Origin of the sequence: Mesorhizobium sp. BR115XR7A (assembly GCF_020165315.1) — a bacterium.
GTDB lineage: Bacteria > Pseudomonadota > Alphaproteobacteria > Rhizobiales > Rhizobiaceae > Mesorhizobium > Mesorhizobium australicum.
This window is the reverse complement of the sequence record NZ_JAIUHW010000012.1, coordinates 199,855-219,441: the sequence shown is the minus strand read 5'-3', so window position 1 is coordinate 219,441 and position 19,587 is coordinate 199,855. Positions and strand designations below refer to the sequence as shown.

The window sequence follows — 19,587 nt, the reverse complement described above, 5'->3', positions numbered from 1 at the left end:
GATCCAAATCTTTCACAATGGCAAATTAAAACTCTGAGAGGCCTAATTATGAGGCGAGGAAAGCGACCACTGCCGCACGGTTTGCGTCTTGTCGAAGGCACCTATCGCTCCGATCGGCACGGCCCTGCAGAAAACGCCCATGTTGCTGCGCAAGAACGGCTGATCAAGCCCGATTGGATGCGCGGTGGGGTCGGCGAGGCGTGGGATCGATTCATCGCTCCGGCTGGTTGGCTGGATGTGTTCCGGGAGCCTTCCGCGATCGCCTTTTGCGAACTTTGGGAGGAGTTTCAAGCCTGGCCAGTGCGGTTCCCCGCATCGAAGCATGGGCAAATGCGCGGATACATGAACGATCTCGCGCTACTCGGCCGCTGCGGCAGGATTTGACGCCATGAGCAAAACACCCCGCGATTCGGACAGGGCAGCAGCGAGCGCATGATGATGTCACCGATGTTCGCCGGCCACGCTACAGCTTACGGAGTCGCTGCCCATGACGAGGACGTCATCGGCCATGGCGCCTTCATGGATCTGATCCGACAGGGCTTCAGACCCAAGATGCTTATGATGCACGAAGGCTCGGAAATCGGCGACTGGCTTGAATTCCGCGAGGATGACATCGGCCTCCTGGCAATTGGCCGGCTCGATTTGAAGTCTGCCGGTGGCAGGCAGGCGTCCGCGAAGATCGAAACTGGCGAATTCACCGGTTTATCGCTTGGCGCGCCACTCATCGGAGAGATCCGCCAAATTGCAGGAACCAATGGCCGCTTTTGTCGGCGCGTGCTTGCTGTACCGGAAATCTCACTGGTGACTGAGCCGGCAAATCCGATGGCGCGTATTCTCTCATTCACGGCGGGAACAGCATGATCACAAGGCCTGTCCTTTATCTCGGTGGCCCGCCGGCATCGCCTACCGTCGCGGAGCCGTCGCCCGTTCAAACGACGCTTCCGACATCGGCCTACGGCCAGACAATCCCGGTGGTATGGGGCAAGGCCCGCTTGCCGGCTGCTTATATCTGGGTGGCACCAATCCTCACCGTCACCGAAACGCATATGGAGTGGTTTGATCAAGTCACCACGACGACCAGCGCCATGACGGCGCGGCTGCGTTTTGCTCGTCCTCTAGTCCCGAACTCGACATGGGGTGTCCGCAGGATATGGGCTCAGGGGAAGCTGATCTATGATTCCTCGACCGGCTATCGAGCCCCCGGCGTCAACTTCCGCGTCTACGATGGCCGAAGCACGCAAGGCCGCGACCCTTCCCAGGTCAGCGAGGAAGGCACCAACAACGTTTCGGCCCATCGCGGCTATCTCGACATCGTATTTCGCAATTTCGATATCTTCACCATCGGATCTCCTCCTGTCTTCGAAGCGGAATGGATTCAAGATCCGTCGACGGACCCCCAAGTCGAAAACTTTCAGACCTTTTTCTCGGACCCGATCAACACCGTCGCTGCGGCAGACTGGGACGCTCAGGAATTCTATGGCGTCTCGAATGATAGCGGCCAAATTAGACGATTCTCGATCTCCGGCTTGCGAGAAATTTACGCGATTGCGATCAGCGGCCTTGGACGAGCGTATAGCGGCATGACCGAAAACTTCCTTGCCTACGTCCCGATCATGGATCGCCTCGTGGCGTTTGGTTTTGTCCCCGGTCCAGCCGGCGGCACTTTCCCGATCATGCTTGACCCGGTGACGGGAACATCCATCAGCGAAGGTGCTGCGATCGGAGACGCAGGGCAACTGTTGAATGCGGCGGCAGTCTTGCAGTTTGGCCATTCCTCCGGCCTCCTGATCGCCAGCAGCTTCCATATCGGCTACTTCTCGGTCTTCAGGTTCGACGCCAACACGATGACGCGCGTCAGCCTCTCCGGTAGCTTCTGGGATAGCCGGGGACTGCCAGAGAGCATCACCGTAGGCACCATTCGGGACAGTGACGCTGACGTCTATGTGTGCGCGGGAACGTCGCTCTACAAGCTGGTAATCAACGCTCAGGGCCTCGTCCTGACAACGACCACGTTGGCAACGTTCAGCGACAATCTGAGATATGTCGTTTTCTACGATAGCAATTTGATTGTCTGGAATGACAACGCCCAGGCCATCAAGGTCGGCGGCACTGGCGCGACCATTTGGACTGTCACCGTGCCTTACCAACTCCCGGCAGCTTCAGCACCACGCGGCGACGGCGACCCGACGCTGAACAGGTTCGATGATACGTTCTTCACGCAAGACTCGGACCACTACTATTTTACCAATCTGGACGATGGCACGACGGAAACGGTTTCGAAGCCACTTGAGCTGTCACCATGGCGCCACGTCTACGACGCGATCAGCGATACCGTCATCACGACCGATAATTTTGCGGTGCCCCAGCGGCGCCGGTTCAATGTATCGGGAACCGGCGACCTCCGAAATTTGTCTGATTTCCTGTCGGATCTCATGATCCACGGCGGTGGCGAAGATGAAGTCGACTGCATCAACATCGATGATCAGATCCAGGGCGCCGTGATCGACGTCACGGCCGGCGCTCGCGATATCGCGAGATCGACCATCGAACCGTATTCGATCGCCATGTTTGAACGATAGGAGACCGACCGATGTTAATGTCCACCGGCCAGATGTACGGAAACAACCCTGCTCCGAGCCCACTAGCCGATCCGATCACCTATATCGGGAACAACAATTCTGTTTATTCATCGGGTGTGGGCACTTGGGCGAGCGTCCCTATCGCAACGACGGATGCCAGCGACATCGTTCTTGTTGGTCTCGTGCGTGAAAGCTCGTTCGGTTCCACATCTACCAATGTCACGGTAAACGGCACGGTTTGCACCTTGTGGGGTCCGGGCGCTCTACTCGCAGTCGGCGCAGCAGCAGGTTACATAGAGTTTTGGCGGTGCAAGCCGGGCGCACTCGCGACAGCCAATATCGTGAGCAACGCGAGCGCTCTCGCAAACGCTTGTAATTTGTTCGTTTGGGTTCTTCGTGGGCAATCTAACACGCCGGTTGACGAAGTAGCCTCTTCTGCGGTCACCGCCACCACGATTGCTCTCAATGACATCGCAACAGCAGTCGGGGGCGCCGTTGTGGCCATTGGTATCTGTTCGCCACCGGCTACGGGCTATACCGAAAGCTGGACTGGGGGTGACGCCGTGGTTGAGGACGCTGATGTTACGGACGGGTCAGGAAATTACCGTATTGTGGCATGCCATATCGCACCAACCAGTGCGACAACGACAGATGACCTCACGCTGACACTTGCGTCGTCCAAGCTTAACATTGGTGGCGCGATCAGCTTCGGGCCATAGGTTGCCCTTCCTCGCCTTCGTCGCCTCGTGCGGCATCGTATTGGCGTTCGCGTGGCCTTTCCAGGCCTCGTTCGACGCCTGCCGTCGCTGACCACGGATGTACCGGCAGCGGCGGCAACCCTCTCAAACCACGCCCGGGTGGAGGATCTGACCGATATCGATGGCCGGCAGTTGGGCCTCTTTGTGATCCATGGTTTTGATCGCGAAGCCGACACCGGCACAGGTGGCGAGGAAAGCAACGGCCGCCAGCGCAATGCCGAGCCTGGGGCTCTTTTGTGGAGCCTTCACGGCATGGGTGAGATCGTCAAAAGAGGTTTCCATCAGCGGATGCTAATCGAGGATCGGCCAACAACCAGTTAACGTGCCGCCGTCTCACCGTCTTGCTTTACGCCAGCCAGCCTCTTGCGCCTCGGCTTCGCTGCAGAACCAGCGTTCGCCATACTCAGGGCTGATCCTCGTTTCCCAATAATGTTCTTGGCCGGGGACGTGGTAGATGTGCTCGCCGGTGTTGATCGAGATGTTGCCCTTGATGTTGCAATTGCCGCCCGCAAGCAGCAGCGATGAGGGATCAGGGACGTCCAAGCTGCCAAGCCATTTGGTCGGTATGAACTTCACGACTGTATCGAGACCGCTGGGGTTCACAGTAAGGAAAGCCGCAAGCGGCACCATTACGAGCGGGAGGATGTACTGCCACCGCCATGACCTTCGGCGCCGCACGCTCGCGCGCCTCGGCTGATCAGCACCAGCACCTCTGTAATGATGGCCTTTTCCCAAGCCCTTCACTCCCGATGGGACAATGCGTCCGTTGCGGGGGAGAGTCCAGATTTGATTAGGCACTGCTAAAAAAGGGCGGCACGGCTCGGGAACAAGTTGGATTGGCCCAAGTTCGACCCGCAGGCGCCATACTCATCTCCCGCCCGTGGCGCACCGGCCCGCTGCTTTCCCCTCGTGCAGCGGGCCACTTCGTTCTGTCTGCCTTAAGGGGAACCGAATCATGGGCCTACGACTTGTTAGCTTCAAAGAAGCTTGTATGAGGCGCGCCTAATGTTCAGGGATAAAGAAACTCGAGTTTTAGAAGCGGCCCTGCTCGCGGCGGTACCGATCGCGGTAATGGTTGCGGTGGCGATGGTCAGCCTTACGTTCGGTTGGTTCGGATGAGCACCCGAGGCACTGACTTCCTCGACCAGTGGATCCGGTCCAACGTTCCGGGGACAGTCGGTGCGGATGTCATCTCAGTCGCCGAACTGACACAAAAGCTTTTCGCCGATGCCAAAAAGGTCGGCATCAGCAGCACTGAGATCGAGGAGGACACCGGCAGCGTCTATGAGGCGGTCCTTGATGCGATCGTCCACCACGATGCCGGGTTGGCGGACTGACTGGTCTTCCTTCGACCCCTCGTACCGGTTGACAACGCTCCCCTTCGCAAGGCAATTTTCTCTCTGCCGAGGACAACCGGGGAGGACCATTATGAAGAAGACCTATGAAAAGCCAGAACTGAAGAAGCGTGAGCGTCTGGGCAGCATCGCGGCCCAAGTGATCGTCATCTCGAAGTCGGCCGGCTAACCGATCCACACAAGCATCATCAAAGCAGCCCGCCGGCCGGAGCCAGCGGGCTTTTAGTGTTCGGGAACAGCTCGACTGGTCGCAAGTTCGGGTGAAGAGCCGGCGGCGCGTCCGGGTCTTTCGCGACGCTGGCCGGCCCGCGCTCTACAGTGGGGTGGGGTGCGGGCCTCAATGGAACATACGTCAGAGTCAAAGGTTCGGGAGCCAGCCGGGTACTCCGGCGGTTCTCCACTTCTGTCAGCTGCCCGCTGGCTCCGGCCGGCGGGCATTTTGTGCGCATGTGGGAACTTGGTATTTCTCGGCAAGTTCGATACGTGGCAGCTCCCCGTGCTGCTGGTCAGGATGTCCCCCCTGGCCGGGCCCGTTTTTCCTTGCCCCGTACTGCCAGGAGGCGGGCCCACGGGGTGGAGAGCGGGACTGTTTGGGCTTTTGCGTTTCAGGAGCGTGTGACGACTTCGGGCCTCAGGCGCTCATGCCGAGGCTGTTCGTGCCACATCACCTGGCGCAGATCGCGCATGTCGACGGGCTGGCCGCAGATCTTGCACTTATAGAAATGGTCGTCCTCGTCGGAGGGCTCGTGCGGCTTGCCCTTGATGGGCGGTCCAAGGTCAGAAGGCTTCGTCATGGGGCCAGCAACATCCCGGCATGGTAAAAGTTCCGGAACCATTTTAGCTAAAGCTTATTGAATCGACGGTTTGCGTGAGTGAGTTGATGCGTCTGAAGTTCATTAAGCCAATGGAGCCCGAACTGGTCGATACCCCGCCACAAGGCGATGATTGGATCCACGAAATTAAATTCGACGGGTATCGGACCCAAGTCATAAAGGATGACGATGGGATTCGGTTGATCACCAAGAATGGGTACGACTGGACCGGCCGATATATCCAACTTGCCGGCGAAGCAGCGGCGATCGAGGCGAAAGACTTCATCATCGACGGCGAGGCGATCACCATCAACGAAGCTGGCCTGTCTGACTTCCATGCAATGCAGTCAGCCGTCACCAGCCGAACGCCATCTCGCGACCTGTATCTGGTGGCGTTCGATCTCCTGCACCTCAACGGCCACGATTTGCGCGACATGCCGGTGGAAGACCGTCGCGAAATTCTCCAGGCATTGATCCCGGCTAGTGGCCGCATCCAGTTCAGCGAAGCTATGCCTGGGACCGGCGCTGCCGTCTATCACCTTGTCGACCAAGCCGGCCTGGAGGGCATGGTTTCAAAGCGCAAGGACAGCACCTATCGCAGCGGGCCGACGATGAACTGGCGCAAGATCAAGTGCTATGCCGAAAAGGAAATGGACATCATTGGCGTTCAACGCGAGGCGGGCAAACCCGCGATGGTACTTATGGCAGACAAGGGCCGCTATGCCGGTGGCGCCTTCGTCACGTTCAAGGCTCACAAACGGCAGGCGCTATGGGACCGCGTGCAAGGGAAGGTCGGCGGACCTGCTCCGAAGGGTCTTAAGAGCGACAAGGCAGAATGGCTAAAGCCCGGTCTGGTCGGCCGCGTGCGGTTCCTGAAAGGCGAGGAGAAGCTACGTCACGCCTCTCTGAAGGACTTTCGGGAAAAATAACGGCACCGTCTTGCAAGCGGATGCGGGCGAGGAATATAATCCTTTCGTTGCGGCGAACCCCTAAAACGGAGATCGCCAATGGCTAGGTCCAAACCATCAAAACAGCTTTCCCAGGCTGAAATCGAGCGCTTTCTCGTCGCGGCGGAAGCGCTGCACAAAAGCATCATAAAGCCGTTTATATCGCCGCACTGCGAGCATTACCGCGCCACGCGGACCCTGCATGAGGCGCTGTTGAAGGCTGTGCGGGAAGTGACGGGGAAGGAAGTCGAGTTCATCCAGTGGAATACCACCGGGCCGGTGCTGGGTATGACCGAGTGACCGCTCACCCCGCTACAGCGTGCCCTATCGCGATTCCTAGGCCGATTGCGAAGCCCAAGAGCAAGTTCGCTGCCATCTTCAGGGCAAACGCGCTGTAGCGGCTCCCCTGGCCCATTTGAGGGGCTTTCAAGGCGCTGGCGAGATCATCGAAAGCGGTTTCCATACCGGGCAACATATACCCGTCGCGCGAATCTGTGAATCCCCGGTTTGTTCACGGCGAAACTGGAGCCGACGCCTGTCATTTGAGGATGAAGTAGAGTGGAATCAGAATAGAAAACGCAGCGACCGCTGTGAGAAATAAGTCTGTGATCATGCCATCGCCGTGCGCGATGATCCGACGCATCGGTATCACGCAACCCCGCCCCAATTGTTGCCCTAACTGAGCAATCGCGCAATCAAGGCAGGAGTGCAAGCACTGACCAAAATTAGGCGGGGAAAAGAATAGGGGCCTCGTTTATTGGGCAAGAACTGGACGCTTCAATCCGTCATTGGCGCCAAGTGTGCGTCAGTGCCTTTTGCCGTAACCCGGCCTGCAACCACAGCAGGACCCCACCGCTCGAAAAGCTGCCGGCGCCAGTGAAATTCTGTTGGCTCTGTATTTCAATCTTGGTTGTCATCAGGCGACAGTCCGCTCGATGGTGATTTTCTTCCCTCGGGAAAGCGCGACCAGCAAACCGAGAATGATGTCGCCGAATAGCCAAAGCCAAAGCAGCATACCGACTGCGAGGGTTCCGCCGATGGCAGTGCCGGCCTGTGCTGCAGCGTCCGCCGTCGCTTGGAAATGCGCGCTCGATATCTTGATCGCGTAGAATATCCACAGCCCCATCAGAGCGTTGAAGGCCAGGAACATCCACCAGAAAATCATTCCGAAGAAACCACGCTTACGTTTCTCGATGCGCTCGATGTGCGGCATGTTTTCCCTCCCCCTTTTTGGTTAGTAGGACTCAACTGTTCCGTCTTGGTAGACTACCTTCTTGATTGCGATCTCGGCCGTTGCGGTCCCCGCATCTACGGGGCCAACCATCTTGCTGTAGGGATCGTCGTTAAGGAACTGGTTGTCCTCCCAAATTAGGAAGGTGGGGCTTGTCTCGGTCGCGCCCGGCCCGATGTTGACATCCAATTTACTGTCACCGCTTAGGACTACATCGCCGAACGCATCTTTGATGGACACTACCAAAGCCAGGGCCGATACTCTCTTGGCCGTAGAATTGGTAAATGACATATGCAGTTCAATCCGAGGGTTGAAAATCTGCTGTTCGTAATTTTTGGCTTGGATGTTGAATCGAGCTTTGGCGAGAGTAACGGGGGCCGCAGATTTTTGGCCTGTTTCTACCGATGGCGCGCTCGTTCCTAGGCCGTCGTAGCACGCCAGCCGGTCCGCGCCGTTTACCAACTGCCGACAGTTTTCGATGCCCTGAAGGGTTTGAGCTTCTGCATCGCCAGCGACAATCACTAGTGCAAACCACAGGAATTTTCCCCAACCCACAGCACTATGCTCCCCCAGTCAATCCGCCAATACTTGCGCAACTCCAGCACGCGTGCAAGCGAACTTGCGCCTTTAGGCCTTCCGAAGCCTCACGCCAGCGCCGCCCTGGATCATCTCACCGTCACCGAGAAGAACAATGCCAGCGTCGACGAGGGCGCGCTGCAAGACCTGGATGGTTGCCGGCCGAGGGTCGGTAGACCCACTTTCGAACAGGGTGAGAGTCGCGATTCCTATCCCAGCCGCGTCCGCGAGCTGCTGCTGCGTCCACTTTATGAGTGCGCGTCCAGCCCGGCATTGATCAGGTGTCATTTCCATCCCTTAGTGATAGCTTATCCAATCATTTTATGCCAGAAGTATAAAAAATTTATTGACAGCATGAGAGCGTGTGGCCCACGTTGCCCCTGCGGCAATCACGCCGCCAAGCCCAAGGGGGGCAATCCCGTGTTGAATAAAATCACCGCTTCAGCGGCCGGCGAAGCTATGCCTGCTGCCAACATAACCCGCCGGCTCATCCTTGCCGGTCTCGCCTCTCTACCGGCCATGGCTGCCGCAACAGCAGCCGTACCAGCAGCACTCGCGCTCCTGATCACGCCCCCAAGCCACGAGGCCCGAAAGCGCCGCATTGAAGCCTTGCTTGATACATTGCCGCCCGAAGTCGCCGAGCGCCTTCGATGGGCGATACACCAGCGGTTAGACAGCGTGCTGTCGATGCAAAGTGAAGGCGCATCGCCGGACGAGATCAAGGCTTGGCTAGCCAGCACGCGGGAAGCTTGGATCGCAGGGAATGAGGTGGCGGTATGAACGCGCCCTTCGTCCGAACCACACCGACTGGGCGCGGCACTGCTGTGAGGGCCGGAACGGTATCGCTGGCCGAATTGCTTCGACGCTACGACTTGGCGAAGGAGACGAATCCTGACTTCGTCTCAATGTCGCGGAAAGCGCTGATCGCAAAATACCATGTGGAAGGGGGGCAGCAGCCATGACGGAGATGGTGGAGCCCTGCGTCGTGCAGGACACGTTCGTGCAGGGCGTAGGCCGCGTCGAGGAGCTTTCAAAGAACCTCTTTCGCGTTTCCTACTTCGCCAATCAGCGCGCTTATGATGGGAGCCAGGAGCGCGTGTGTGTGGCCAAGTTCGTCGTGACGTTCGAAACGATGCTCGCAATGTCACAGGCCACGGTAAAGCACACCGAAATCAGTGATGAGGTGCTTTTCGGCCCGACCGGTAGCGCAAGAGTGAATTAACTGAAAACTGGTTGATAAATTTGGCCCGGCGGCTTCAGCTTGCCGGGCCTTTTGCCAGAGTGGACAACTATGTCCTACACTTAGAGCCAGAGGCATCATGTCGCGCGGATTGGGAACGAAGCAACTCCTATTGCTCAAAGCGATTCGCTCGATTGAGCTGGAGCGCGAAGACGAGCGCTCGCTCTGGTCGATCTCCGGCATTCTTGAGCGGGCTTATTCGCTTTCGACCGACATGCAGGATGTAGAGCGCCGCCGCGATGAAGCTTCCGCCGTGCGAGCTGCCCATGTCGATCGGTTGGCAAGAGAGGGGGATAAGCGCGCCCTTCTATTGAAGGCCATTGACCGGGGATTGGTCCGCCAATCGAGATGGGAGGTCGGCGAACGCTATAAGCGGCGAACACCCGAATGGGTTGAACATCACCTCAACCCGTCCCGAACTCTGGCACTTCTAGAGAAGCGAGGGCTTATCCAGCGCGAGAGGGGATACGCCGGGCTCACCGAGACGGGTCGAGCTAAGTGTAGGACATAGTTTGCGCTCGCTGCCTCATGGTGGCGGGCCTTCTGCTTTCAAAGCGGCGTCGCAGTTGTCCAGATGTCTGCATACGCGGGGACCTTCAGCATCGCGACATCTGTTGGAACCAACGCGATAGACGCAGGCGACCTTGCAGCGAGATCCTTGAACGATTGGCTAACGCTCCAGACCTTGTTGTCGTCGACGATTATAAGTCTATCGTGAAGCGCGCGTGGAGGGGTGGTGCGGGCTTCGATTGGTCGCTTCGCAGCATACTGCGACGTCCAGCGCCTTACCGCTGGTGCAACGGTGCCTTTTACCGACGCTGAATCTGACAGTAGATTCAGCTGCACGCCTTCTGGTATCATGGCAGCGAAATCAGTCAGGATCACTTCATCCATATACGGGTCAACGACTAGCACCTTGGCTTGTGCCTCTTTGAAGATCTTGCTAATCGCGGACATGGCATCCATTTGGCTGCCAACTGGCAGGAAAGCTCCGGCCGACGATGCCGGTGCTGCCAACTCAGCTGATGCCAGTGCACGCTGCATGATTCCCCAGAACGTCTTTCCATAATAGCTAGGAGTACCACGGTAGTTTGTTGCAGCCGCTTTGACCTCGGCTGTGTCGCGCGGATCCCCAGCTGCCTTGATCAAGGCGACAGCCTTGCTAATCCAGATCTCATTCTCGGGAGTATACCGCTCAAGATCGACGGGCATTATCGACAGGTGGTGCCCGATACGAACGTATAGTTCCTGAGCGTCCAGAGGCCTCGACTGCATTTTTTCAAATCCGATTAGTTCGTGAAAGTTCAGGGGCGTATATTCGACGGATATTCGTCTAAATAACTTTGGCAGCATCTAAGTGTCTGAAAAATCTGGTACGCCCAAGGGGAATCGAACCCCTGTTACCGCCGTGAAAGGGCGGTGTCCTAACCGCTAGACGATGGGCGCGCTCAGACGAAGCGGCTTATACTGGCGTTGTGTGCAACCGGCAACCCGTTAGGTGCCGCCTTGGACAACTTTTTTCAGACCTGCCAAATCAGCGTTTTCGCGGGGGCGGAAGAGCTTGCAATTTGCGGTGACGTCAGGCGCCCCGGCATCCTCGGGTGTTCGCGACGGAGCTTCGCTCCTGCTCTGCCCGTGGATGACGAAGTCGCGGCCTTCGCCGCTGACAGGCTCCGGCCCGACAAATCGCCGCTAGCCGTCGTCACCGCCGCTGCGCCGGCGGCAGCGCCAGTTCCAGTCGCGCTCGGGGCCGACGTCGACATGAACCGATTCGGTGTGGCAGTAGGTGCCGACGCCACCGCGGCCGGGCATGGTCCTGATGTAATTCGCAAGCTCCCACTTGGAGACGCCGGGCACCTGGATGTCGGCGGCGGCGCAATACATGTGCAGCGAATTCTTGGCGCCGTTGGCGCGACGGTTGCGGGCCGGATCGCGATAGCCCGAGGTCACCATCATCTTGCGGCCGTAATGGCCTTCGATCGTCTTCAGCACGCGCACAAGGGACGGCTTCAGGCAAGCCACGTCGACGCTCTCATTCTGCTTCAAGAGACCGTTGGGCGCGAGCCGAGCCATGCCGGCGGCGGAGGCAACCTGATAGGAGCCGCCCGAGCCTTCGTCCTCGTTGAGGTCGACGTCGCTTTCATCGTCGAGGCCGGATTTGCGCTTGATCTCGAACAGGGCCGTCTGGCGCACGCCGGGCAAGGCGTCGCTGCCGGTGATGTGACCGGCATCGCCGCCAAGTGAAGCCAGTTGCAGTGGCTTCTGCGTGGAATCAGCAGAGGCCAAAGTGATGATCGGTTTTGCCGCGGGCGGAGCAGGCTTGGGCTGCACGGCAGGCTGTTCGCCCGATCGGGTGTTGACCAGCGGAGCAGGCGTCGCCGAAGCCGGGGTGGCGCCAAACATCGACGCCAGGAAGCCTTTTTTCTTCGGCGCGTCGGCTTGCGGTGCCTCGCCGGCGGTCACGTACACCGGATTGTTCATCACCGGTGCCGCGGCTGGCGTCGGCGCGGTGGCGGCGGCGGCGGCGATCTTCTGGGCGACCGCGTCTGTCTGCTGCGCCGTCTGTACCGGCTGCTGCAAGGACTGCGGCGTCTGTCCCGCGATCGTTTCCGCGCCGGCCGGTATGGTGAGCGGGAAAGTGGCCCCAGGCTTGGCAATCGGTACGTAAGCAACCTTTTCGGGGAGTGCCGTGTCGCTTTCGCTCATCACGGTCGTCTGCTCTGTCGCCACTTGCGACGACGAATCAGCGGCGAGAGGCTTGCCCGCGGAGGCGGCGTGGAGGTCCGATGCGGAAGCATTATAGCCGGGCATTCCAACCGACATTGTCGGATCGCCAGCCGATGTGCAGGAGGCCAGAAGCATGGAGCAGAGCGCTGCCACAATGGCGCGGCGTTCTCCCTTTGCGAGGCTCCATCCTGCTGATTTCAAAGTCAAATTCCCCCTCGGTGTCCGATCGGTATATACCTGGCGCCGACTGGTATGTCCGCGTCAGGTGGACCTTTGTCTCCGATCCGGAAACGAGACCTGTGTCAAATCAGCAAGCCTGTAAGTATTTTTGCAGCGATTGCCGAATTGCGGCCGCTTGATGGTTGACGACACCATTTCGCCCGCTTTTGCGGGGGCGTCAACTCACCAGACATTACAGTCCGTTACACACGCACCTTGACATAGGTCCCGGGAGCATCGCCCAAGGTTTTCATATGCTTGCCGGGTTTGCGGGCAGGCACACGGGTGTTGTCCTTGGCCTCTATCCAGCCTTGCCAGTGCGGCCACCAGGATCCCGGATGGTCGGTGGCGGAGGCTATCCACTGGTCGAAGTCGCCCTTCGGCGGACCGCCGGTCCAGTACTGATATTTGTTGGATGCGGGCGGATTGACGACGCCAGCTATATGGCCCGATCCCGCCATCACGTACTCGACCGGGCCGCCGAAATATTTCGAGCCGAGGAAGACGGACAGAGCCGGCGCGATGTGATCTTCCCGGGAGGCGAGATTGTAGACCGGAATGGTGACATCGCCGAGCGAGATCGTGTGGCCCGCCAGTTGCATCGTGCCGCGCGAGAGGTTGTTCTCGAGATAGCAGTTGCGCAGGTAAAAGGAGTGGTTGGCCGCCGCCATGCGGGTCGAATCGGCGTTCCAGTAGAGCAGGTCGAAGGGCAGGGGGTCCTTGCCGCGCATGTAGTTGTTGACAACATAGGGCCAGATCAGGTCACCCGAGCGCAGCATGTTGAAGGCGGTCGCCATCTTGGTGCCGTCGAGATAGCCCTTTTCGTTCATCGACTTTTCCACCGCCGCGACCTGTTCCTCGTCGACGAACACTTTCAGATCGCCGGCATGGGTGAAGTCGACCTGTGTGGTGAAGAAGGTCGCCGACTTGATGCGGTCGTCGCCTTCCCCAGCCATCAGCGCCAAGGCCGCCGCCAGCAACGTGCCGCCGACGCAGTAGCCTATAGCATTGACGTCGCGCTCGCCGGTCGCCTTCTCGATCGTGTCGAGGCCGTATTGCAGGCCTTCCCTGATATAGGCTTCCCAGTTCTTGGCGCCGTGGCGTTCATCCGGATTGATCCAGGAGATGACGAAAACGGTGTGGCCTTGCTCGATCGCCCAGCGGATGAAGGATTTCTGCGGGTTGAGGTCGAGTATGTAGAACTTGTTGATCCAAGGCGGGCAGATCAGCAGCGGGCGCTTCAGCACCGTCTCGGTCGCCGCATCATACTGGATGATCTCGGCGACATCGCTGCGGCCGACCACCTTGCCGGGCGTGGTGGCGATGTTCCTGCCGATCTCGAAGGGTGAATAGTCAGCCTGACGCAGTTTGAGGTCGCCCTTGCCGGCGGCGATGTCCTCAGCCAGCATCTTCATGCCGCGCACCAGGTTTTCGCCGTTGGAGGCGACGGTTTCGCGAAACAGTTCGGGATTGGTCAGGATGAAATTGGACGGCGAGATGGCGTTGGATACTTGCTTGACGTAGAAGCTCGCCTTGTGGCGGGTATGCTCGTCCAGGCCTTCGGCATGGTCGACCAGTTCGGACGCCCAGCGCGAGGTGACCAGATAGGCCTGTTTCAAGAAGTCGAAGAAGGCGTTGCGGCCCCATTCCGGGTCCTGGAACCGCTTGTCGCCGCGCTCCGGCTTGACGGCATCGTCGGCGCCTTCGGCATTGGGGCTGACGCGCTGGATGGCGTTCGCCCAAACCGTCATGTAGCCGGCGAACAGCCGCGTCTGCGCTTCGAGCGCCCGCTGCGGATCGGCGAGCCAGTATTCGCTGAGCTTGGAGAAGGTCTTGACCATGTCGACCACCGGCTCGGCGACTTGGTCGCGCACCTCACCTTTTTCGCGCGGTTCGGCCCACGCGGAAGCCGCCTTGCCAGCCTGCTCGATCATCCGCGCCATGTTCAGCGCGAAGCGTTCCGGGTCCTTCACCAGATATTGCTCGACCGTCGAAGGTCCGCCATCTTCCGCTTTGCCCGAATCGGGTGTTTTGGACATGGTTCGCGGGGTTCCTCCGGAAGCGTTTTCTTGACATATTAACATGGGACATCCGACAGGGTCCAATCTCGCTCTACCCCGGCTGCCAAGGAAACAATATGACGATTAAGTTTGGCGAGACTGTTTTTTTCGGTGCCGGCCACTTTTGCCGCATCAGCGCGGCCCTCATGCTCCTGGCCGTTGCCGGATGCTCGAGCACGAATACCAGCGGTCCGGTGCCGATGGCCACCGACGCGGGCCCGAAGGACACCGGCACCTTTCCGAACCTCAACATCCCGCCGCAGGTGGCGGCGAAACAATTCACCGAGGCCGAGAAGAAAGCCAAGCTCGCCCAGTTGAAGGCCGACGAGAACGGGCAGGGCGCCAAGGGCGGCGGCGCGGCCGTCACCAACCAGGCGGCGCTGACCGATCTCGCCAAGAAACATGGTCCGCAGACCCTGAAGCAGATCGAAGGCAAATGCGACCCCGCCCTCGACCCTACCTGCAAATGAGTATATAGCGCGCGCCCAACGCTCCCTTGCTGTCTGGAACTGCCATGGAAGAATTTCACAAGGTCCGCCGGCTTCCGCCTTACGTGTTCGAGCAGGTCAACCGGCTCAAGGCGAGCGCCCGTTCGCGGGGCGCCGACATCGTCGACCTCGGCATGGGCAACCCGGACCTGCCGACGCCCAAGGCCATCGTCGACAAATTGTGCGAGGTCGTGCGCGATCCGCGCACGCACCGCTATTCCTCGTCGCGCGGGATTCCCGGTTTGCGCCGCGCCCAGGCAAACTACTATGCCCGCCGCTTCGGCGTGAAGCTCAACCCCGACACCCAGGTGGTGGCCACGCTCGGTTCGAAGGAAGGCTTCGCCAACATGGCGCAGGCGATCACCGCGCCCGGCGACGTGATCCTGTGCCCCAACCCGACCTATCCGATCCATGCCTTCGGCTTCATCATGTCGGGTGGGGTCATCCGCTCGCTGCAAGTCGAGCCCGATGACGGCTTCATTCCGGCGCTCGAGCGCGGCGTCCGCCATTCGATCCCGAAGCCGCTGGCGCTGATCCTCAACTATCCATCGAATCCGACGGCACTGGTCGCCTCGCTCGATTTCTATAAGGACGTGGTGGCCTTCGCCAAGAAGAACGACATCATCATCCTGTCCGACCTCGCCTATTCGGAAATCTACTTCGACGGCAATCCGCCGCCTTCCGTGCTGCAGGTGCCGGGCGCCATCGACGTCTGCGTCGAGTTCACCTCGATGTCGAAGACCTTCTCCATGCCCGGCTGGCGCATGGGCTTCGCCGTCGGAAACGAACGGCTGATCTCGGCGCTGACCCGGGTCAAATCCTATCTCGACTACGGTGCCTTCACGCCGATCCAGGTGGCGGCGGCGCACGCGCTCAATGGCGACGGCGCCGATATCGCCGAGGTGCGCGACATCTATCACAAACGCCGCGACGTGATGGTCGATGCGTTCGGCCGCGCGGGATGGACCATTCCGGCCCCCGCGGCCTCGATGTTCGCCTGGGCGCCGATCCCTGAGCCGTTCCGTCATCTGGGCTCGCTCGAATTCTCCAAGCTGCTCATCGAGCACGCCGATGTGGCGGTGGCGCCCGGTGTCGGCTTCGGCGAACATGGCGACGATTTCGTGCGCGTAGCACTGGTCGAGAACGAACACCGGATTCGCCAGGCGGCACGCAACATCAAGCGCTTCCTGTCGGCCAGCGCCAAGCAGCCCAACAATGTGGTGCCGCTGTCCGCCCACCGGTAAATACAAATTCGATCTTATTTGAGGGGCGTCGCCTTCCATGGCTGAAGCACTGCGTGTTGGAATTGCTGGACTTGGCACGGTCGGTGCATCGGTGGCGCGCGTGTTGCGCGACAAGGCGGCGGAACTGACCCGCCAATGCGGGCGCGACATCATCGTGTCGGCGATTTCCGCACGCGACCGGAAACGCGAGCGTGGCATCGATCTGAGCTCCGCGAATTGGTTCGACGATCCGGTCAAGATGGCGCAGACCGCCGAGATCGACGTGTTCGTCGAGCTGATCGGCGGCGATGAGGGGTCGGCGCGCGCCTCGGTGAAGGCCGCGCTCGAAGCCGGCCGCCATGTCGTCACCGCGAACAAGGCGCTGCTTGCCAAGCATGGCGTGGCGCTTGCCGAAATCGCTGAAAAGAAGGGCGTGCTGCTCAATTACGAGGCCGCGGTGGCAGGCGGCATCCCGGTCATCAAGACGATGCGCGAGGCGATGGCCGGCAATTCCGTCACTCGTGTCTTCGGCATCCTCAACGGCACCTGCAACTATATCCTGACCCGCATGGAGGCCGAGGGCGTCTCCTTCGACGTCGTGCTGAAGGACGCGCAGCGGCTGGGTTATGCCGAAGCCGACCCGACCTTCGACATCGAGGGCCATGACACGGCGCACAAGCTGTCGATCCTGACCAGCCTTGCCTTCGGCACCAAAATCGCCGCCAACGACATCTACATGGAAGGCATTTCTAACATTACCCAGGCCGACATCCGTGCCGCCGGCGATCTCGGCTACCGGATCAAGCTGCTCGGTGTCGCCCAGCGCACCGAAAGCGGCATCGAGCAGCGTGTGCACCCAACCATGGTGCCGACTGCTTCGGTCATCGCGCAGGTGCATGGTGTCACCAACGCAGTGGCGATCGAGACCGATATCCTGGGCGAGTTGCTGCTCTCGGGCCCCGGCGCCGGCGGCAATGCCACCGCCTCGGCGGTCATCGGCGACATCGCCGACATCGCCAAGAGCCGGCCCGGCTTCCAGCATGGTCCCGTCTTCGGCCGGCCGGCGAAGGAGCTGAGACCGTATAAGAAGGCGCAGATGCGCAGCCATGCCGGCGGCTACTTCATCCGGCTGACCGTGCACGACCGCATCGGCGTGTTCGCGGCGATCGCCAAGCGCATGGCCGACAACGATATTTCGCTGGAATCGATTGTCCAGCATGCGGTCAGCGGCGAGGCGGCGGCGCAGAAGACGGTGATCCTCGTTACCCACGAGACCACCGAGGCCGCCGTGCGCAAGGCTGTCGACGGCATCACCAAGGACGGCCATCTGACCGACAAGCCACAGGTCATCCGCATCGAGCGGGCAGGGTAGCAGGCAGCCTCGTTGCCGTGGGCATAACCATCGGCGGTGTATCTCGGTTCGGTGAGGACATCCAGCTGCCGCCGGAACGAATTGGCGTCGGTACCGTTCTCTTGGTCAGCAACCAAGGGAGCTGCTTCATGGCCGATACCAACAAATCCGACGCCCCTGACATCGGCGACATCCAGAAGACGCTGGAAAAGCAGATCGCCGACCTGCGCAAGGAGATCACCAAGATCAACAAGAGCATTTCGCAGCGCAGCGCGGAAATGCTCGATGATGCCAGTGAGCAAGCATCGGATTTCTACGATACTGCCGCTTCCCGCGCCTCGCGGACAGCGCAGCAGTTGCGCAGCCAGGCCCAGTCCGTTTCGGAAGTCGCGCGTGAAAATCCGGGCACGACCACAGCCGTGCTTGGCGTGATCGGCCTGCTCGGCTTTCTGGCCGGGATTGCCGTCGGCCAGTCGATGAACGACACGTCGCGCCGCTGGTATTGACCGCGCCGATATTGAGCCGGCAATGCCGGCTCATTTCTCCGTTTCAGCAAGTCATTTAAGGAGGGCATTATGGCTTCGTCCGTGTTAATCGGCATCCTGATTACATTTCTGGTCATCATTCTCGTTCTCTACCTGGTGCAGCGGCTGCCGCTCGACGCCAGGATGAGGCAGATCGTCCAGGTCATCGTCATCATCATCGGCATTATTTCGCTGCTCAAATACCTCGCGGTTTTCTAGGACCACGAAGACGGCAATTTCTGTTTCGTGCCGGCCCGGTTGATCCCAAACCGGGCCGGCATTGTTTTCAAAAATTCGGTTCAATCGATTGATATTGCTATCCTTTCGATAAACCATCCGGCAGGTCTTGCCGTTGTCATGGTCGTTTGACAAAACAAGCACGCCTCTTGGCGGGAGGCGGCATCAAACGAGGATTTGTCGAATGAATGTGGCCCAGAACATCGTCGCCGGCCTTGACCGGATACTCACCATGGAACTGGTGCGCGTCACCGAACGGGCCGCGGTCGCGGCCGCCAGGCTGCGCGGCCGCGGCGACGAAAAGGCTGCCGACCAGGTCGCCGTCGATGCCATGCGTGAGGAGCTCAACCGCCTCGCGATCAAGGGCACGGTGGTGATCGGCGAGGGCGAGCGGGACGAGGCGCCGATGCTCTATATCGGCGAGGAGGTCGGGACCGGCAAAGGGCCCGCGGTCGATATCGCGCTTGATCCGCTCGAAGGCACGACGATCTGCGCCAAGAACCTGCCGAACGCGCTCGCCGTGATCGCGATCGCCGAGAAGGGCGGCCTGCTGTTCGCGCCCGACGTCTACATGGACAAGATCGCGGTCGGTCCCGGTTACGCCGACGGAGTCATCGATATCGAAGCCTTGCCGGCCGAAAACGTCGCCAGCCTTGCGCGAGCGAAGGGCGTTGCTGTGTCCGACATCACGGCCTGCATTCTCGACCGTCCGCGCCACGCCAAGCTGATCGATGCCGTGCGCGCCACGGGCGCCGCGATCCGGCTGATCGGCGACGGCGACGTCGCCGGCGTCATCCACACCACGGACGCGGAAGAAACCGGCATCGATATCTATCTCGGCACCGGGGGCGCGCCGGAAGGCGTGCTGGCCGCTGCGGCGTTGCGCTGCACCGGCGGCCAGATGCAAGGCAGGCTGATCCTCGATACGCCGGAAAAGGTCGCACGTGCCGCAAAGATGGGCATTTCCAATCCGAAGCGGATCTATCAAGCGGAAGACATGGCGCGTGGCGACGTGCTGTTCGCGGCCACCGGTGTCACCGATGGCAATATGCTGGCTGGCGTCAAGTTCGGCCGCACATACATCACCACCCACACGATCGTGCTGCGATCGTCATCGCGGACCGTGCGCGAGATCAAGGCCAGGCACCAGGATCTGGATAAGTTCTAGACTTGCTTGCGAAGCCGGGCCGCAGTTGTTAGCCATCTGGCTGCCTCCGATGGCGGCAAGGGTTTAACGATGACACCGCCTGATCGGCATGC

Annotated in this window: 25 protein-coding genes and 1 tRNA gene; 16 read left to right on the top strand and 10 right to left on the bottom strand. The window is 60.0% G+C overall.

What is annotated here, in order from left to right; translation table 11 throughout:
- From LB557_RS24710 to LB557_RS24695, 4 genes are all read left to right on the top strand, one after another.
- The coding region (locus tag LB557_RS24710) for a hypothetical protein (RefSeq protein WP_224713116.1) at positions 1-384 on the top strand (384 nt) is incomplete at its 5' end.
- Positions 385-432: 48 nt separating this feature from the next.
- A complete protein-coding gene (locus tag LB557_RS24705) occupies positions 433-861 on the top strand; it encodes an HK97 family phage prohead protease (protein WP_224713115.1) in 429 nt (142 codons plus the stop codon).
- A complete protein-coding gene (locus LB557_RS24700) occupies positions 858-2,579 on the top strand; it encodes a hypothetical protein (protein ID WP_224713114.1) in 1,722 nt (573 codons plus the stop codon). The genes LB557_RS24705 and LB557_RS24700 overlap by 4 nt, the downstream gene beginning before the upstream one ends.
- Positions 2,580-2,590: 11 nt before the next feature.
- Positions 2,591-3,298, top strand: a complete 708-nt coding sequence (locus LB557_RS24695) for a hypothetical protein (RefSeq protein ID WP_224643956.1) — start codon at positions 2,591-2,593, stop codon at positions 3,296-3,298.
- Between the two features lie 123 nt (positions 3,299-3,421).
- On the opposite strand, the gene LB557_RS24690 is transcribed toward LB557_RS24695, so the two are convergent.
- Both LB557_RS24690 and LB557_RS24685 read right to left on the bottom strand, forming a co-directional pair.
- Complete coding sequence (locus LB557_RS24690) at positions 3,422-3,619, bottom strand: hypothetical protein (protein ID WP_224643955.1); 198 nt, start codon at positions 3,617-3,619, stop codon at positions 3,422-3,424.
- Between the two features lie 51 nt (positions 3,620-3,670).
- On the bottom strand, positions 3,671-4,072 hold the full coding sequence (locus LB557_RS24685; protein WP_411970571.1) for a hypothetical protein: 402 nt from the start codon (positions 4,070-4,072) through the stop codon (positions 3,671-3,673).
- A 380-nt stretch (positions 4,073-4,452) separates the two neighbouring features.
- Here LB557_RS24685 and LB557_RS24680 point away from each other — a divergent pair, with 380 nt between their 5' ends.
- The gene (locus tag LB557_RS24680; protein ID WP_224713112.1) at positions 4,453-4,674 is read left to right on the top strand and encodes a hypothetical protein; all 222 of its coding nucleotides are present in this window, start codon (positions 4,453-4,455) and stop codon (positions 4,672-4,674) included.
- A 623-nt stretch (positions 4,675-5,297) separates the two neighbouring features.
- Here LB557_RS24680 and LB557_RS24675 read toward each other — a convergent pair.
- Positions 5,298-5,486: a hypothetical protein gene (locus LB557_RS24675; RefSeq protein ID WP_224713111.1), complete on the bottom strand. Its 189-nt coding sequence runs from the start codon at positions 5,484-5,486 to the stop codon at positions 5,298-5,300.
- An 86-nt stretch (positions 5,487-5,572) separates the two neighbouring features.
- On the opposite strand from LB557_RS24675, the gene LB557_RS24670 reads away from it, so the two are divergent.
- Positions 5,573-6,433 (top strand): RNA ligase family protein, encoded by an 861-nt coding sequence (locus LB557_RS24670; protein ID WP_224713110.1) that lies wholly within the window; start codon positions 5,573-5,575, stop codon positions 6,431-6,433.
- A 78-nt stretch (positions 6,434-6,511) separates the two neighbouring features.
- Entirely contained in the window at positions 6,512-6,751 is a 240-nt protein-coding gene (locus tag LB557_RS24665; protein WP_224642436.1) for a hypothetical protein, read from the top strand.
- A 616-nt stretch (positions 6,752-7,367) separates the two neighbouring features.
- Here the strand turns inward: LB557_RS24665 and LB557_RS24660 are convergent.
- From LB557_RS24660 to LB557_RS24650, 3 genes are all read right to left on the bottom strand, one after another.
- Entirely contained in the window at positions 7,368-7,664 is a 297-nt protein-coding gene (locus LB557_RS24660; RefSeq protein WP_224642437.1) for a hypothetical protein, read from the bottom strand.
- A 21-nt stretch (positions 7,665-7,685) separates the two neighbouring features.
- The gene (locus LB557_RS24655) at positions 7,686-8,237 is read right to left on the bottom strand and encodes a hypothetical protein (RefSeq protein ID WP_140663818.1); all 552 of its coding nucleotides are present in this window, start codon (positions 8,235-8,237) and stop codon (positions 7,686-7,688) included.
- A gap of 72 nt (positions 8,238-8,309) precedes the next feature.
- Positions 8,310-8,546, bottom strand: coding sequence for a helix-turn-helix domain-containing protein (locus tag LB557_RS24650; protein WP_224642439.1), 237 nt, complete (start codon positions 8,544-8,546; stop codon positions 8,310-8,312).
- Between the two features lie 135 nt (positions 8,547-8,681).
- On the opposite strand from LB557_RS24650, the gene LB557_RS24645 reads away from it, so the two are divergent.
- The 3 genes from LB557_RS24645 to LB557_RS24635 all read left to right on the top strand — a co-directional run bounded on the left by LB557_RS24645 (position 8,682) and on the right by LB557_RS24635 (position 10,009).
- The gene (locus LB557_RS24645) at positions 8,682-9,038 is read left to right on the top strand and encodes a hypothetical protein (protein WP_224642441.1); all 357 of its coding nucleotides are present in this window, start codon (positions 8,682-8,684) and stop codon (positions 9,036-9,038) included.
- Between the two features lie 178 nt (positions 9,039-9,216).
- Positions 9,217-9,480 (top strand): hypothetical protein, encoded by a 264-nt coding sequence (locus LB557_RS24640; protein WP_224642442.1) that lies wholly within the window; start codon positions 9,217-9,219, stop codon positions 9,478-9,480.
- A 97-nt stretch (positions 9,481-9,577) separates the two neighbouring features.
- Positions 9,578-10,009 (top strand): hypothetical protein, encoded by a 432-nt coding sequence (locus LB557_RS24635; protein WP_224642444.1) that lies wholly within the window; start codon positions 9,578-9,580, stop codon positions 10,007-10,009.
- Positions 10,010-10,047: 38 nt separating this feature from the next.
- Here the strand turns inward: LB557_RS24635 and LB557_RS24630 are convergent, their stop codons facing one another.
- The 4 genes from LB557_RS24630 to phaC all read right to left on the bottom strand — a co-directional run bounded on the left by LB557_RS24630 (position 10,048) and on the right by phaC (position 14,483).
- Positions 10,048-10,851 carry a hypothetical protein gene (locus tag LB557_RS24630; RefSeq protein ID WP_224642446.1) on the bottom strand — a complete coding sequence of 268 codons (804 nt, stop codon included), beginning with the start codon at positions 10,849-10,851 and terminating at the stop codon, positions 10,048-10,050.
- An 18-nt stretch (positions 10,852-10,869) separates the two neighbouring features.
- Positions 10,870-10,944 (bottom strand) — tRNA-Glu (locus LB557_RS24625).
- A gap of 246 nt (positions 10,945-11,190) precedes the next feature.
- The gene (locus LB557_RS24620; protein WP_224642448.1) at positions 11,191-12,432 is read right to left on the bottom strand and encodes a YcbK family protein; all 1,242 of its coding nucleotides are present in this window, start codon (positions 12,430-12,432) and stop codon (positions 11,191-11,193) included.
- 215 nt (positions 12,433-12,647) lie between these two features.
- Complete coding sequence (gene phaC, locus LB557_RS24615) at positions 12,648-14,483, bottom strand: class I poly(R)-hydroxyalkanoic acid synthase (protein ID WP_140616115.1); 1,836 nt, start codon at positions 14,481-14,483, stop codon at positions 12,648-12,650.
- A 98-nt stretch (positions 14,484-14,581) separates the two neighbouring features.
- On the opposite strand from phaC, the gene LB557_RS24610 reads away from it, so the two are divergent.
- The 6 genes from LB557_RS24610 (at position 14,582) to glpX (ending at position 19,495) form a co-directional block, all read left to right on the top strand.
- Positions 14,582-14,974, top strand: coding sequence for a hypothetical protein (locus LB557_RS24610; RefSeq protein WP_015317567.1), 393 nt, complete (start codon positions 14,582-14,584; stop codon positions 14,972-14,974).
- 44 nt (positions 14,975-15,018) lie between these two features.
- Complete coding sequence (locus LB557_RS24605) at positions 15,019-16,236, top strand: LL-diaminopimelate aminotransferase (protein WP_015317568.1); 1,218 nt, start codon at positions 15,019-15,021, stop codon at positions 16,234-16,236.
- A gap of 37 nt (positions 16,237-16,273) precedes the next feature.
- A complete protein-coding gene (locus LB557_RS24600) occupies positions 16,274-17,587 on the top strand; it encodes a homoserine dehydrogenase (protein ID WP_015317569.1) in 1,314 nt (437 codons plus the stop codon).
- Between the two features lie 128 nt (positions 17,588-17,715).
- A complete protein-coding gene (locus LB557_RS24595) occupies positions 17,716-18,072 on the top strand; it encodes a hypothetical protein (protein ID WP_140723655.1) in 357 nt (118 codons plus the stop codon).
- 69 nt (positions 18,073-18,141) lie between these two features.
- Positions 18,142-18,309, top strand: coding sequence for a Thivi_2564 family membrane protein (locus LB557_RS24590; RefSeq protein WP_015317571.1), 168 nt, complete (start codon positions 18,142-18,144; stop codon positions 18,307-18,309).
- 202 nt (positions 18,310-18,511) lie between these two features.
- Positions 18,512-19,495: a class II fructose-bisphosphatase gene (glpX, locus tag LB557_RS24585; protein WP_224642450.1), complete on the top strand. Its 984-nt coding sequence runs from the start codon at positions 18,512-18,514 to the stop codon at positions 19,493-19,495.
- The last annotated feature ends 92 nt before the right edge of the window (positions 19,496-19,587 follow it).